Origin of the sequence: Pilibacter termitis, from assembly GCF_900167335.1 — a bacterium.
Lineage (GTDB): Bacteria > Bacillota > Bacilli > Lactobacillales > Streptococcaceae > Pilibacter > Pilibacter termitis.
In genome coordinates, this window is sequence record NZ_FUXI01000027.1 from 19,686 (window position 1) to 34,711 (window position 15,026).

Genomic DNA, 15,026 nt, shown 5'->3' on the forward strand with positions numbered 1-15,026 from the left:
CCTATAAAAAAACGGTCTTTTCATGAAAAATAGACCGTTTTTTACTTTATTCTATCGACTTCAACGCTGCAATCATGTCCACTTTTTTCAGTTTTCTACTCATCAAAAGCATAACAATCATGGAGAAAAAGATCGTGAGAGCCGCACTATATAGAAAACTAACCGGATAAATCGTCGTCACAAACATCATATTGTCTAGCTCGGCAGTTTTCAGCACAAAACGATGTAGCAATACACCGAAGAAACTCCCAAAAAGAATACCAGCTATTGTCAGCAAAATATTTTCCCGATAAACGTAAAGCGTGACTTCACTCGGATAAAATCCTAGCACTTTAATCGTTGAAAGCTCTCGTATGCGTTCTGCAATATTGATATTCGTCAAATTATACAGCACAACAAATGCCAATAACCCTGCCGAAATAATCATCACCCACATCACAACATCTAAACTTTCAATCGAAGTGTTGAGTGCATTGCCCATCTTGCTTACAAACGTAACATTGAGAATGTCCTTGTTTTTCATTAATTTTGTCGCAAATTGATTTTCTTGACGATCGCTCATTTTTTGTGTATTAACAAAATAAGTATTCACTTCGGCTTTTTGGTCAAACTTTTCCTTGTAATATTCTTCGGAAGAATAGAGAACATGCCCTGCATAATTCTCGAAAATACCCGCAATTTTTAGCTTAACTAAATGATTGTCAGAATCTTGAACAGTTAACGTGTCGCCTACTTTTTTCTTATACAAAAGAGCAAGTTTTTGGCTTAATAATATCCCATTATTTGTAAGTTTTAACTTTTTATTGCTATTTGGTTCATGCAAATTCATAAATTTATCCAATTTCGTCTCTTTATTTACTACACAAACATTCACTTGTTGCGTGCTTTTACTTGTTTCCTTGACTTGTTTGTTCATCAGATAAAGAGGTAAAACTGCTTTCACCTGTTTTTCATTTTTCAAACTTTCCTCGATAGAAAGTGTCCCTTTTTTGACTGTTACAATCGTTTGATAATGATTTAGCTCAACCAATTGTTTTTCTGGAATTTCCGAAATGGAATTTCGCAAACCAAAACCTGTAACAATCATCGCCATACACCCTGTTACACCAATCATTACCATAACCATACGACCTTTATAACGAAATAAATTTCGCAATGCAACTTTTTGCAGAAAGCTCAACCGTTCCCAAAAGAACGTGATTCTCTCAAGTAAAATACGTCTGCCTGATTTAGGTACTTTTGCAAGCATGAGAGTTGACGGAAAACTTTTTAAATCTTTTCTCAAAGTCAAAAAACACGCACCAATCGTACAAAACAGACAAGCAATCACCGCAATTACTAAAAATCCAACTTGAAATTGCATGTTTAGTGTTGGCAAATTATACATTGTTCGATAGGCGTTGAAAATAATCGTTGGGAAGAAAAATGTGCCTACAAAAATCCCCAATAGACTAGACAAAACAGCTGTCACAATAGAAAAAAGCAAGTATTTTATTGAAATGTCTCCTCTTGTATAGCCTAACGCTTTCAGCGTACCTAATTCCATACGGTTTTCATCCACCATACGTGTCAAAGTTGTAAAACAAATCAATCCTGCAACCAAAAAGAAGAAAATCGGAAATACCGTAGCAATTTCACTCAATCGTTTGGCATTTTCCTTGTATTCTGAATATCCTTGACTCTCAAAACGATTGCTCACCATTACTTTTGCCTTGGCGAGAGAATGAACTTTCTCCTGTGCTGTCGCAATTTCCTTTTCACCAGAAGTAATTTTCGCAATTCCCGCCTCAATCTCTGTAAGTCCTGCATTCAACTGAGCAAGTTGAGTTTCCATTTCACTTGACAATCCACCAAGCTGACTTATAATCTGCTCGATTGCCACTTTGCTCTCTACTAATTCCTGACGTTTTCTTGTCAACTCATCCTTTTGTGTTTCTAACTCTCTTTTCTTATCCGACAAAAGATTCAGTTGTTTTTCCTTTTCTTTGTCCACACGTTGTTGTACAATTGCCAATGCTGATTTTTCAAGTCGCTTTCCTTCTTTTTTGACTATCTTTTCATAAGAATTTGCATAGGCTTCTACTCCTTTTGTATTCGTCAAACAAACGTCTACCTGCGTATAAAACTCGCTTTTTATAGCCTTTGGCAAGACAATCCCGAAAAAATCAACCGAACCTTTGCCCACATTTGTATTGCCACGAGCTATTTTTTCAATAAAATTAGGCAAATTCGCAAACCCGACAACTTTAAACGATGTGCTGGATAATTTGTCCTCTACGTCTTTTTCCGTCTGAATGGTAAGAGTATCTCCTAATTTTATTTTTCTTACGTTTTTTACACGTTCATCTAAAAGAATTTCCTGCTCATTTTTGGGCAGACGACCGCTAAGAAGATAGGGTTTATCTATATTTTCATCATATGTTATAAGTTGCAACACTTGATTTTTATCTGTCAAAGGAATGGGTAAATTTTTTCGAGGAGCTACTTTTAAAACATCAGAAAGTTGCTTGATTTCACTCACATCTTCCTTGTCAAAACCAACCGTTGAAATAAGGTGTAAATCACTCATTTTCTGCTTTTCGTAATAACGATTTGCCGAATAAAGCATATCAGGTCCCACACTTGAAATGCCGACAAAAAAACTTACACCAAGAAATAAAATGCCGATAATTGAAAAAAATCTTCCTTTGTTACGCAAAATCTCACGCATCGCCATTTTTTGTAATGCTTTTTTCTTCATAATAACTCTCCTTAAAAAAATTGGGTCGAATATTTTTTGTCTCTAATCTTCAAATTTCAATGTCTTCTACTTTCTTTGGCTGTTGATTTGTTCTGACATTTTCCACTTTTGCATCTCGAATCGTGATGACTCTATCAGCTGCTTCGGCTATTACGCTGTTGTGAGTGATGACAATGACGGTTGTGTTCGTTTTTTTGCAAATGTCCATCAGTAATTTTAAAATCATTTTCCCAGTTTTAGAGTCCAATGCCCCTGTTGGCTCGTCGCATAAGAGGACTTTCGGACGTTTCGCCACTGCACGAGCGATTGTGACACGCTGTTGCTCGCCACCAGAAAGTTGGGCAATGAAATTGTCTTTCCTATGTGCCAGCCCACAAAGTGCCAAAACTTCTTCAGCATCCATTGCATTCGTAACAATTTGAGAGGCTAACTCCACATTTTCTTTCGCTGTAAGATTTGGTACAAGATTGTAAAATTGAAAAACAAACCCTACATCTTCTCTTCGATAAGTCGTTAATTCACGCTCATTTAGTTTGGTGATGTCTCTATTGTCAATAAAAATATTTCCCGCATCACTTGAGTCCATACCTCCTAAAATATTCAAAACCGTTGATTTTCCAGCACCAGACGGTCCTAAAATCACAACAAATTCGCCCTCTTCTATTGAAAAACTCACTTGGTCATTAGCAATAATCTCCACTTCACCCACTTGGTATTTTTTGACTATATCTTTTACTTCAATAAAACTCATGTCCTTCTCCTCTCTGCCTAGCACTTGGTGTTAATTAGAATATGGGCACCTCTAAAAACTCGCACTTATCCTAAATTGCTAGTTTTCCAATTTTCTTCGTCAATCTCCTCAACCTATGAACCACATAGCTTTCGTCGATTTCCTCGAAAATCGAAAAACTAGCTAATTTAGTCTTAAGCGGAGTTTTTAGAGGTACCCATATTTAAAACTCACCATTCTGCATTTTTATGTAAAAACACTACTTTTTTCAATATTTTTTTACAGCAGTTTCTTTTCTTTCTAAAAAATTTTCTAGCGTAAGTCGCTCTACATTATAAAGGCAAAATGACAATTAAGTCAAAATTTCCTCTTTATTTTCGGATTATTAATTATTATTCCTATCTATTTTTACTCGAATGACAAAATATACGCTATTTTTATTATACTCCAAAATGAATTTGTTTTCACTTTTAAGTAATAATGGGTGGTTTTTTGTGGTGGGTTTTATTGTTTTTTACAATAGTGTTTAAAAAAATAACAAAGCACTTAACCAATATATTAGCTAAGTGCTTAAATTCTATGAATTTCTAAAAAATCATGATATGAAAATTATCTTTTTTTACATTTTCATCTTAGTCTTTCACCAAAAACTCCACAATCTGTCCGACTGTTGTTATGTTTTCGGCGTCCTCGTCTGATAGTTCAATCTCAAAAGTGTCTTCTAAATCTAAAACAAATTCCATAATAGAAATAGAGTCTGCATTCAAGTCCTCTACAATATCTGTTTTTTCCGTTACGCTTTCTTGGTCAATGCCAAAGTGCTGAGCTACCAATGGTGCAATTTTTTCAAAAACCTCTTGTTTTTTCATAAGAGCCTCCTGTTATTTTTATTCACTCTGTCTGGTCTTTGTTTTTGGGAAATCGTTCGTAGACCATGAGGGTATTTTAGCAGAATCTTTTCATTTTGACTAGAAACTCTACTTAACGCTCCTCATCAAAATGTGCCACTAATTTTCCGACCACATCACTCTCTAACATCTTATGGATTTGGCGAATAGTGTATCGAACTGCTTGTGCCTCTGTTGCTCCATGCGTTTTGACAACTGGTGCTTTAAGACCAAATAAAACTGCCCCACCAGCATTAGAGTAGTCTAACACTTTGGTCATCTCTTTTAAATCATCTTTCACAAGCAACGCACCTATTTTCCCTTTTAAACTGGCATTGCTTAACGTATTTTTCATCAAACTCATCAAATTCAATGCTGTTCCTTCGATTGATTTCAACACCGCATTGCCTGTAAAACCGTCTGTTACCACGACATCTGCCACTCCATTTAGTAAATCACGTGCTTCAACGTTTCCAATGAAATGAATAGACGGTTCATTGGAAAGTAAGTCAAAAGCTTTTTTGGTCACCAAACTTCCTTTGCTATCTTCTGTTCCATTGTTTAACAAAGCTACTCGTGGCTCGACTATTCTTCGTACATTTTTTGCGTAAAAACTACCCAAAATAGCATATTGCAAAAGATGTTCTGCATCATTTTCAGCATTTGCTCCTAGGTCAAGCATATCAAACCCATTTTGTTCAGGATTATTTATTACCGGAAGTGTCGAAAGCAAGCCCGGACGAGCGATTTGCTTAATTCTTCCTACAATAAACAGTCCACTCGCCAACAACGCACCCGTATTTCCTGCTGAAAAAATAGCATCTGCCTCACCATTTTTCACCGCATGAGCCGCCAAGACCATGCTTGCTGTTTTCTTTTTACGAATAGATTTTACTGGCTCATCATCGCTATTGATTTTTTCATCGGTATGAATAATCGTTACGTTTTTTTCATCTGTCAAATATTTTTTTATTTCCTCTTCTTTTCCATATAACAAAAATTCTAACTCTGGGAAATCCTGCTTGGCAAGATTTACTCCCTCTATAATTGCTTTTGGTGCATTATCTCCACCCATTGCGTCTACGGCAATTTTCATAACGTTCTCCTTGTACTTTTTAAATTTTATTCATTTTACTATTCTATCATCTGAAAAGCAAGTTAAGGGTACCTAATCAAATGCTTGAGTTCTACCATTTGCCCAATCGTCTGCAAGAAGTTTATATTGTGGTTTTTCCCACCAATTTTCCACTTGCCACACACGAGAGGCTTCCTCTCTTGCTACCTCTAAAATATTGAAATCTGCCACCATGTCGGCAACTAAAAAATTCGGCAAACCGCTTTGTTTCGTGCCAAAAACTTCCCCACTTCCACGCAATTCCAAGTCTTTTTCACTTAGCACAAATCCGTTGTTGGTTTCCGTCATGATTTTCATACGTTTTTTTCCGTCCTCACTTTTAGGATTTGCCACCAAAATGCAATAGCTTTTCAAATCGCCACGTCCTACACGACCTCGAAGTTGGTGGAGTTGAGCAAGTCCAAATCTGTCGGCATCCATAATCATCATCACCGTTGCGTTCGGCACATTCACCCCCACTTCAATGACCGTTGTTGAAACCAAAATATCCATTTCTCGCTCTTTAAATCGTCGCATAATATCATCTTTTTCTTCGTTTTTCATTCGACCATGCAAAAGAGCAACTCTTGCGGTATCTGCAAAAAATGATTGCAATTCTTCCGCCAAATCCGTAGCATTTTTCAAATCCATGACCTCACTTTCTTCAATCAAAGGAGAAATCACATAGATTTGATGCCCTTTGACAATTTCCGTATTCAGCCATTGTAAAACCGTTTCTAATTGTTCATGCTTTATCCATTTTGTCAAAATTGGAATACGACCTGCTGGCATTTCATCAATAATCGACACGTCCATTTCGCCAAATGCCGTAATGGCGAGCGTTCTTGGGATAGGAGTCGCTGTCATAAACAAAATGTCTGGATTGTTTCCTTTTTCACGTAAAATTTTCCGCTGATTCACTCCAAAACGATGTTGCTCATCTGTAATCACAAGCCCTAAATCATGAAAATCTACCCCTTCTTGAATCAAAGCGTGCGTGCCTACGACAATATCAATCTCGCCACTCGCTAATTCATTCAAAATTTCTCTGCGTTCCTTTGCCTTCGTTGAGCCAGTTAAAAGTGCGATTTTCACCTCTTTTTGCTCGGACAACAAAGATTTCAAACTCTCTAAATGTTGTGTCGCAAGAATTTCCGTTGGCACCATTAACGCACTTTGCTTATTATTGGTAGCAGCCGCAAGCATTGCAATTGCTGCGATAACCGTTTTTCCACTTCCTACATCTCCTTGCAATAAACGGAGCATATGTGAAGTTGATTTCATATCATTCAATATTTCACTTGTTACACGTCTTTGAGCATTCGTCAGTTCAAATGGAAGATGTTCGATAAAATTCCTCACACACTTCTCATCATACATCACACTTTGCCCTTGGCTCATGACTTTTTCTTGAAAACGTAGGGCTTGAATACGCATTTGAAAATAGAAAAATTCCTCAAATTTTAATCTACGTTTTGCCCCTGTATGCTCTTTTTCATTTTCTGGAAAGTGCATGGCACGAACGGCAGAACTTCTATCTATTAAACGATATTTTTCACGTAAATACAACGGCAAATTTTCTGGCAAAACACTCAAATATCCCGTATCTATTGCCGATTTAATAAATTTTACAAGCTCATTTTGCTTTACACTTTTGTTTACATGGTAAATCGGTGAAAATTCTTTCTCGTCTCCACCACTACTCAAAAGTTTCATGCCTAAAATTGTCTGTTTATTGGCATCCCACTTGCCATATACCGCAATTTCTTCCCCAACTTGCACTCTGTTTTTCAAATAATGCTGATTAAAAAACGTCACCGCAATCACCGCATCTCCTACCATCATGCGAAATAACAGACGGTTTCTCTTACCATAAAACGACACCACCGCCTCCGTTGCCACAATCCCTTTTAACGTTGTTTTCTCACCGTCTAAAAGTTCTGCAAGATTTTTTTCACTCAAATCATCATAACGAAATGGAAAATGAAACAACAAATCTTGCACTGTCACAATCCCAAGCGTTGCAAGTGCGTCAGATTTTTTCTCTCCAATCCCTCTTACATTATGTAAAACTGGTGCTATAATATCCAAAGTGCCACCTCTTTTCTAAAAAAATTAAGCAGTTCTCACAATATTATAGCAAAGAAATGGTAAGATAAAGAATGAATATGTTCAAGAAAATAAAATTTTTAAGTGAACAAAAAAATCATAGAAAGGAATTTCCCACGTTTTATGGAAAAAGGAATTTTACTCGTCAACTTAGGAACGCCAACGGCTCCTACTACAAAAGCGGTGAAAGCCTATTTAGCAGAGTTTTTAGGAGATCCACTCGTCATTCAAAAACCACGGTGGTGGTGGTTGCCACTTTTGCACGGCATTATTTTACAAGTGCGACCAAAGAAAAGTGCATTGCTCTATCAAAAAATTTGGACACCAAATGGTTCTCCGCTTTTTTACTACACGCAAAAGCAAGCTGAAAACTTGCAAGAAATTTTGCCTCAAACAATCGTGAAATTTGCTATGACTTACGGAAAACCTAGTATTTCTGACACTTTAAGTGAAATGAAAGCTCTTGGTTGCACAGAAATCATTGTTATCCCTCTTTATCCACAATACTCTGTGACAACGACAGAGCCGATTATTCGGCAAGTGGAGAAAACAAAATTTGAGAATATAAAAATAATCCATGATTTTTATCAAGAAAAAAATTATCTTTCTCTTTTGGCAAAAGACATTCAAAAAAAATGGCAACAAAAGAACTATGACTGCTTGTTACTTAGTTATCATGGTATTCCTGTTGAATATGTGAAAAATGGCGACCCATACCAAATGCAATGCGAGGAGACGACTGCAAAATTAAGAGAACTTTTACCTGAAATTCCGCAGATTTTCCATGCTTATCAATCCAAATTTGGTCGTGATGAATGGCTTTCTCCCGCAACTTGCGATACGCTGAAAAAACTTCCTTTGCAAAATAAAAAACGAGTATTAGTTGCTGCTCCTTCTTTTGTTTGCGACTGTTTGGAAACATTAGAGGAGTTAGGAATGGAAAATAAAGGGTGTTTTTTAGATGCTGGTGGTATAGAATATGATTACGTTTCTCCATTTAACGATGAAAAAGAATTTGCTTTTGTCTTGAAAACAATTGTTGAATCCGTATAAAAAAACTCACGTTTATCCTCTTTTGATAAACGTTAGTTTTTTATATTACTTTTATTACTTTTATTTCTTTTTCATTTCGCCCTCAGGATAATAAGTTCCTTCTGGCATATCGTTGATAAACACATGAACTGCCTCTTTTGGTGCTCCCGTGTGTTTTAAAACAACTTCTGTCACTTCTTTTGCAAGAGCTTTTTTCTGTTCCAATGTACGTCCTTCAAATAAATCAATTTTCACAAATGGCATTTTATATTCTCCTTATATTATAAAATATAAAAACTCCGACCAAAATTATCATTTTTGATGAATCATGAGTTTTTTACTGTTATATAATTAGCATACCACTAGAAACATAGAGTTACAACAAAAAAATTCATTTTTCCAAGTGTTTTTATTTCCATAAGCAATGTGTTTGTTTTTATAATAAAGAATAGGTAAAATAGAATAAAGGTCAAAGTTAGTCAGACCTGTTCAAAAAAATCTAGGAGGTGTCCTATGCTTTGTCAAAATTGTGGAGTAAATGAGGCAACAATCCATTTATACACCAATGTAAATGGAAAGCAACAACAACTTGACTATTGTCAAAATTGTTATCAAAAACTAAAAGCACAAAACAATGGTGAAAACAATCCATTTTCGCCTGTCAATAATAGCGAGGAGAGTCCGTTTAGTTTCGGAACGCTTGATGATTTATTTAGAAATTTGAATGAACAAATGAAACCAAATGGAAACAAATCTGATGTACCGCCTACTCAATCGGGGGGAGGAAATCGTCCGCCACGTGACAATATTGGAGGGATTTTCAATATGGGACGTATGCCGAAAAATCAACAAAAATCTCGCTCGCTCTTAGATGAATTTGGTATTGATTTGACTGAAATGGCAAGAAGTGGAGAAATTGATCCTGTTGTTGGTCGTGATGAAGAAATCACACGTGTGATCGAAATTTTAAACCGTAGAACCAAAAACAATCCCGTTCTCATTGGTGAACCGGGAGTTGGAAAAACTGCTGTTGTAGAAGGGTTAGCACAAAAAATCGTGGACGGTGCTGTTCCGCAGAAATTGCAAGAAAAATCCGTTGTCCGTCTTGATGTCGTCTCCCTCGTGCAAGGAACAGGGATTCGTGGACAATTTGAAGAACGGATGAATAAATTAATTGAGGAAATTCGTGAAAAAGAAGATATTATTCTCTTTATCGACGAAGTACATGAACTTGTTGGTGCAGGAAGTGCGGGAGATAGCAGTATGGATGCGGGGAATATTTTAAAACCAGCTCTTGCTCGAGGTGAGTTGCAAATGGTCGGTGCAACAACGCTCAATGAATATCGCATTATCGAAAAAGATGCTGCACTAGAACGCCGTATGCAGCCTGTACGTGTGGATGAACCTACCGTTGAAGAAACGATTACTATTCTAAAAGGTCTGCAAAAGCGTTATGAGGATTATCATCATGTGAAATATTCTGATGAAGCACTGACTGCTGCTGCCACTCTTTCTAACCGTTATATTCAAGACCGTTTCCTACCAGACAAAGCAATTGATTTGATTGACGAAGCAGGTTCAAAAATGAATTTGACTTTGCAATTTGTTGACCCAAAAGAAATTGAACGCAAACTACAATTTGCCGAGGAGCAAAAACGTCTCGCCTCTCAAGAAGAAGACTTTGAAAAAGCCGCTTATTATCGTGACCAAGTGGCAAAACTTCAAGAAATGCGAAACCAAGAAGTGACAAGTGAAAATACACCTATCATCACGGAAAAAGATTTAGAAGCGATTGTTGAGGAAAAAACAGGGATTCCTGTTGGTGATTTGAAAGAAAAAGAACAAAAACAACTCCTCTATCTTGCTGATGACTTGGCAAAACACGTCAAAGGTCAAGATGAAGCAATCGAAAAAGTGGCAAAAGCGATTCGCCGAAATCGGATTGGACTCGGAAAGACCAACCGTCCTATCGGAAGTTTCCTTTTCGTTGGTCCAACAGGTGTCGGGAAAACAGAGCTTGCCAAACGACTTGCTTTTGAACTATTTGGTAGCGTTGATTCCATGATTCGCTTTGACATGAGTGAATATATGGAAAAACATAGTGTTTCTAAACTCATCGGTTCTCCTCCCGGTTATGTCGGCTATGATGAAGCAGGGCAATTGACAGAAAAAGTTCGCCGCAATCCTTATTCTTTGATTTTGCTTGACGAAGTGGAAAAAGCACATCCTGATGTCATGCACATGTTCTTACAAATCCTAGATGACGGTCGTCTGACAGACGCACAAGGTCGCACGGTTAGCTTTAAAGATGCCATTATCATCATGACAAGTAACGCTGGAACTGGCAAAGTAGAGGCAAACGTAGGATTCGGTGCTGCACGTGACGGAGTAACAAAATCTGTTCTCAATCAACTAAGTAATTTCTTCAACCCAGAGTTCCTCAATCGTTTTGACGGAATTATCGAGTTTAAACCACTTGGTAAAGAGAATCTTCTCTCGATTGTCTCACTCATGCTCGAAGAAATGAACGAACAACTTCACGCTCAAGGTCTTTCGATTGATGTTCCAGATGTGGTGCGTGAGAAAATAGTGGAACTTGGCTACAACCCTGCAATGGGTGCTAGACCACTTCGTCGCACGATTCAAGATACACTTGAAGACGGAATTGCTGAATTTTACCTAGAGCACCCAGAAGTCCACGAGCTAATCGCTAAACTTGATGAGGATAAAAATATTATTGTCGCAGAAAAAATAGAGTTGTCTCAGGAAAATAATCTCGCAAACGACAATGACGAGAACGAAAATTAATTTTTTGTAATAAAAGTAGATTGAAAAGCACTCGGGAAATTAAATGTTTCTCGAGTGCTTGATAATAATGGCTATTTAGAGCCATTTCCCTAGTCCGTCCTAGGATAATATGTTACAATAATTGTAATATGAATGACGGGAAAAGGAAAGGTGATTGCTATGAAATTGATAAATGTAACAAATTCTCATCGTCGAATGGTTCAAAATCAATTAGACAATACGGACGCAACTTTAGTCGAGGTATTCTCAGCTGGAAATTCAACAGTTATTTTTGAGGAAGCACCTTTTCACAACGAACTCCTTATTATCAATAATACAAGAAATGTACGCAAAGATGAAATTGACGAAATTTTAAACTTTTTCCTCCGACGTATGCCGAAAAGCACTTACGACAAAGATTTTATTGACATGATACACATGGAAGGACTTGTGGAAATTACCATTCCAAAAATTTAAAAATACGAACGCATAATCTTGTGAAAAATTATGCGTTCGTATTTTTTTGTTACTCTTATACTAATCTCGCTGTAAACTAGACAACACTTTCTGCTCACGTCTCATGCCCTCAATATCGTTACGTTTCAACATTTCCTCTGCACTTTGTATTGCCTTTTTCATTTCCGCAGTGTCTTCTGACGTATTATTCACCCACTCTTTACTGCTTGTGATAATTCGCTTGAGCAACTCTTTTTCACTATGAAGTCTTTCGTCTTGCTCTGCTTTAATTTCATTCGTTGCTTTCGCCAGTTTATCTTGTGCATTTTTTATCTTTTTCGCACCATCTGCTACTTTCGTCTCCGCAACTTCTTCAACAATCTTCGTCAACTCATTTTTCTGAGTCGTTGAAAGTTCATTTTCCGTCGCAAAAAGTTTTTTCGCCTGAGCAATTTCCGTCTGCAATCCCTCATATTCCTTATATGCAAAAAATTTCGGATACACAATAATCGAAATAACACTACACACAACAATAACCAAGCCAAAGAATGAAAACAAAACAACCTGCTTCCCTTTACTCATCTTCTCACCCTCTCTTCAATAACTAATCGTTTAATATTATATCATTATTGAGACGAAATGGGTTTAAAAATGCTTTTATATATTTTCGTTTTTCCGTAGTTACTTTTATCTAATATCAAAGAATTTTCCTTCAACAAAAAAACTCTCCCAAGTCACCTTGAGAGAATCTATTGCTTAATGTTCTAGCTACATGGGGCTGAAGTTTGGTAGCTGTTCGCTACATTAGTTGCAAACTTCAAACCGCCCCGCTCGCTTTTCTTATTTTACAATCACTTTCCCAACCACATCATTTGCTTTTGCTGTTTGATTGGCTTTTGAAAGTTCTACGTTTGAAATAGCGTCCATATTGGTGAAGGCGATGATAATATCTGTTTTCTTGCCTGCTTCTTTTACTTTTGACAAGTCCATTTCTGCTACTTTATCACCTTTTTTCACTACTTGACCTTCTTCAACTGCCAATGTGAATGGCTCACCTTGAAGTTGTACAGTATCAATTCCCATGTGAAGCAATACTTCTGCTCCACTTTCCGTTTGAATACCCATTGCGTGTTTAGTTGGGAAAATACTTGTGATTTTTCCTGCAACTGGTGTATAAACGGCATTACTCGTTGGGCGAACAGCATAGCCGTCTCCCATCATTTTTTCAGAGAATACATCATCTTCTACGTCGCTAATAGAGATAACTTCTCCATCAGCTACCGCGAAAAAATCGTCTTTTCCACCTTTTGTTTCACTTGCTTTTTGCTCAACAACAGGTGTTGATGTTTGAACACTCTCTAAACCAGCACCACCAGATTGCTGAATTTTTTTCATTTCATCTGCTACGAATTGTACTTCTGTTCCAACGATTACTTGCACATTTTTATCATCAAGCACACGCATACCCGGTACACCTGTTGATTTAATAGCTGTTTCATTGACATTTTTACTATCTTTCACGATTAAACGAAGACGTGTTGTACAGTTGTCAATAGATTCTACGTTTTCAATTCCACCAAGCCCTTTGTAAATGCGAGAGGCAAGAACTTGGAATTTGTTGTCTGCTGTTGTATTGTTGTCAATATCAGGCATTTCTTCGCCGTCACCTTCTTCACGACCCGGTGTCATAAGGTTAAATGTGCGAATCATAAATGTAAACACTACATAATAAACTACTGCCATAACCAAACCTAAAACAAGTAACATAAATGGTTTGTTTGCAAGCGGAAGATTGAAACTCAAGATGTAGTCAATCAAACCTGCTGAGAAGTTAAATCCTGCTGTCCAATGGAATGTTGCCGCAATAAACATTGAAATACCTGTCAATATCGCATGCACAACGTATAATGGCCATGCAACAAACATAAATGAAAACTCAAGCGGTTCTGTTACCCCTGTTGTGAATGCTGCAACTGCTGCTGCAAGCATAAGAGAGGCTGTTGCTTTTTTCTTTTCAGGGCGAGCATTTTGGTAAATTGCTAATGCTCCAGCTGGCAAACCAAACATCATCACAGGGAAGAATCCTGCTTGATACATACCAGTTACACCTTTTACACCATCTCCGCTCCAGAATTTTGCAATGTCATCAATTCCTGCAATGTTGAACCAGAATACATTGTTCAATGCGTGGTGCATACCTGTTGGGATTAACAAACGATTGAAAAAACCGTACAATCCAGCACCTAGTGGACCCATTTTTGAAATGAACTCACCAAATGTTACCAAACCTCCATAAACAGCTGGCCAAACGAATAAAAGAATTGCTGATACCGCCAACATCACAAATGAAGTCACGATTGGTACTAAACGGCGTCCGCTAAAGAATGAAAACGCCATAGGAAGTTTCACACCACTAAATTTGTTGTACATAGCAGCACCAATAAGTCCTGCTAAAATCCCAATAAATACGTTTTTGTTGTTAATTGCACCAAATGCTGTTGCCACTTTTTCGACTTCAATTCCTTGGAACATTGCAACAGCTGCTGAATTTAAAAGTGTCATTGGTACAAGGAAAGAAACTAAACCTGTAAGAGCTGCTGCTCCGTCCTTGTCTTTTGACATACCATAGGCAAGACCTACGGCAAACAAAATTCCTAAATTATCAAGAATTGTTCCTCCAGCTTTAATTAGGAATGCTGCAAAAACATTGCCTCCACCCCAACCACTTGGGTCAATTGCGTAACCAATTCCCATAAACAATGCTGCAACTGGTAAAGTTGCTACTGGTAGCATTAAGCTACGTCCCATATTTTGTAGATATGCTTTCAATTTTCTAGTTCCTTTCTGAAGGGCACCTATAAAAACTCACACTTATCCCAAATTGCTAGTTTTCCGTTTTTCTTCGTCAATCTCCTCAACCTTGTCTAGCTACGGGGGCAGGAGTTTGGTCGCTGTTCGCAATGCTACTTGAAACTTCGTTTCAAGCAAGTAAATAGCATGGCTCACTACGACAAACTCCTGAACGCCCCTCTTAGCTTTTCTATGTCTAGCTACGAAGTGCAGGAGTTTGGCAACTGTTCGCAGTGTCGCTCGAAACTAAAGTTTCGATGCTAGTCTTTCAAGAATCTTTGATTCTTAGAAAGACTGTATGCGAAACGAAGTGTAGCGGTA

The 15,026-nt window shown here is 37.4% G+C and carries 11 protein-coding genes; 3 read left to right on the forward strand and 8 right to left on the reverse strand.

All coding sequences use genetic code 11. The features are described 5' to 3' along the window. Window positions 1–46 precede the first annotated feature (46 nt). From B5D30_RS10485 to recG, 5 genes are all read right to left on the reverse strand, one after another. Window positions 47–2,740 carry an FtsX-like permease family protein gene (locus tag B5D30_RS10485; protein ID WP_078808029.1) on the reverse strand — a complete coding sequence of 898 codons (2,694 nt, stop codon included), beginning with the start codon at window positions 2,738–2,740 and terminating at the stop codon, window positions 47–49. 49 nt (window positions 2,741–2,789) lie between these two features. After that, complete coding sequence (locus B5D30_RS10490) at window positions 2,790–3,491, reverse strand: ABC transporter ATP-binding protein (RefSeq protein ID WP_078808030.1); 702 nt, start codon at window positions 3,489–3,491, stop codon at window positions 2,790–2,792. A gap of 611 nt (window positions 3,492–4,102) precedes the next feature. Next, window positions 4,103–4,339 (reverse strand): acyl carrier protein, encoded by a 237-nt coding sequence (gene acpP, locus B5D30_RS10495; protein ID WP_078808031.1) that lies wholly within the window; start codon window positions 4,337–4,339, stop codon window positions 4,103–4,105. Between the two features lie 112 nt (window positions 4,340–4,451). Continuing rightward, window positions 4,452–5,453, reverse strand: a complete 1,002-nt coding sequence (plsX, locus tag B5D30_RS10500; RefSeq protein ID WP_078808032.1) for a phosphate acyltransferase PlsX — start codon at window positions 5,451–5,453, stop codon at window positions 4,452–4,454. Window positions 5,454–5,525: 72 nt separating this feature from the next. Then, entirely contained in the window at window positions 5,526–7,562 is a 2,037-nt protein-coding gene (gene recG, locus B5D30_RS10505; protein WP_078808033.1) for an ATP-dependent DNA helicase RecG, read from the reverse strand. Between the two features lie 141 nt (window positions 7,563–7,703). Between recG and hemH the strand changes: the two genes are divergently transcribed. Further along, window positions 7,704–8,633 (forward strand): ferrochelatase, encoded by a 930-nt coding sequence (gene hemH, locus B5D30_RS10510; protein ID WP_078808034.1) that lies wholly within the window; start codon window positions 7,704–7,706, stop codon window positions 8,631–8,633. A 60-nt stretch (window positions 8,634–8,693) separates the two neighbouring features. On the opposite strand, the gene B5D30_RS10515 is transcribed toward hemH, so the two are convergent. Beyond that, the gene (locus B5D30_RS10515) at window positions 8,694–8,876 is read right to left on the reverse strand and encodes a 4-oxalocrotonate tautomerase (RefSeq protein WP_078808035.1); all 183 of its coding nucleotides are present in this window, start codon (window positions 8,874–8,876) and stop codon (window positions 8,694–8,696) included. A gap of 249 nt (window positions 8,877–9,125) precedes the next feature. Between B5D30_RS10515 and B5D30_RS10520 the strand changes: the two genes are divergently transcribed. Beyond that, complete coding sequence (locus B5D30_RS10520) at window positions 9,126–11,420, forward strand: ATP-dependent Clp protease ATP-binding subunit (RefSeq protein WP_078808036.1); 2,295 nt, start codon at window positions 9,126–9,128, stop codon at window positions 11,418–11,420. A gap of 159 nt (window positions 11,421–11,579) precedes the next feature. Beyond that, window positions 11,580–11,876, forward strand: coding sequence for a DUF1827 family protein (locus tag B5D30_RS10525; protein ID WP_078808037.1), 297 nt, complete (start codon window positions 11,580–11,582; stop codon window positions 11,874–11,876). A 60-nt stretch (window positions 11,877–11,936) separates the two neighbouring features. On the opposite strand, the gene B5D30_RS10530 is transcribed toward B5D30_RS10525, so the two are convergent. Then, the gene (locus B5D30_RS10530) at window positions 11,937–12,437 is read right to left on the reverse strand and encodes a hypothetical protein (RefSeq protein WP_078808038.1); all 501 of its coding nucleotides are present in this window, start codon (window positions 12,435–12,437) and stop codon (window positions 11,937–11,939) included. Window positions 12,438–12,695: 258 nt separating this feature from the next. Continuing rightward, on the reverse strand, window positions 12,696–14,684 hold the full coding sequence (gene nagE / locus B5D30_RS10535; RefSeq protein WP_078808039.1) for an N-acetylglucosamine-specific PTS transporter subunit IIBC: 1,989 nt from the start codon (window positions 14,682–14,684) through the stop codon (window positions 12,696–12,698). Window positions 14,685–15,026 lie beyond the last annotated feature (342 nt).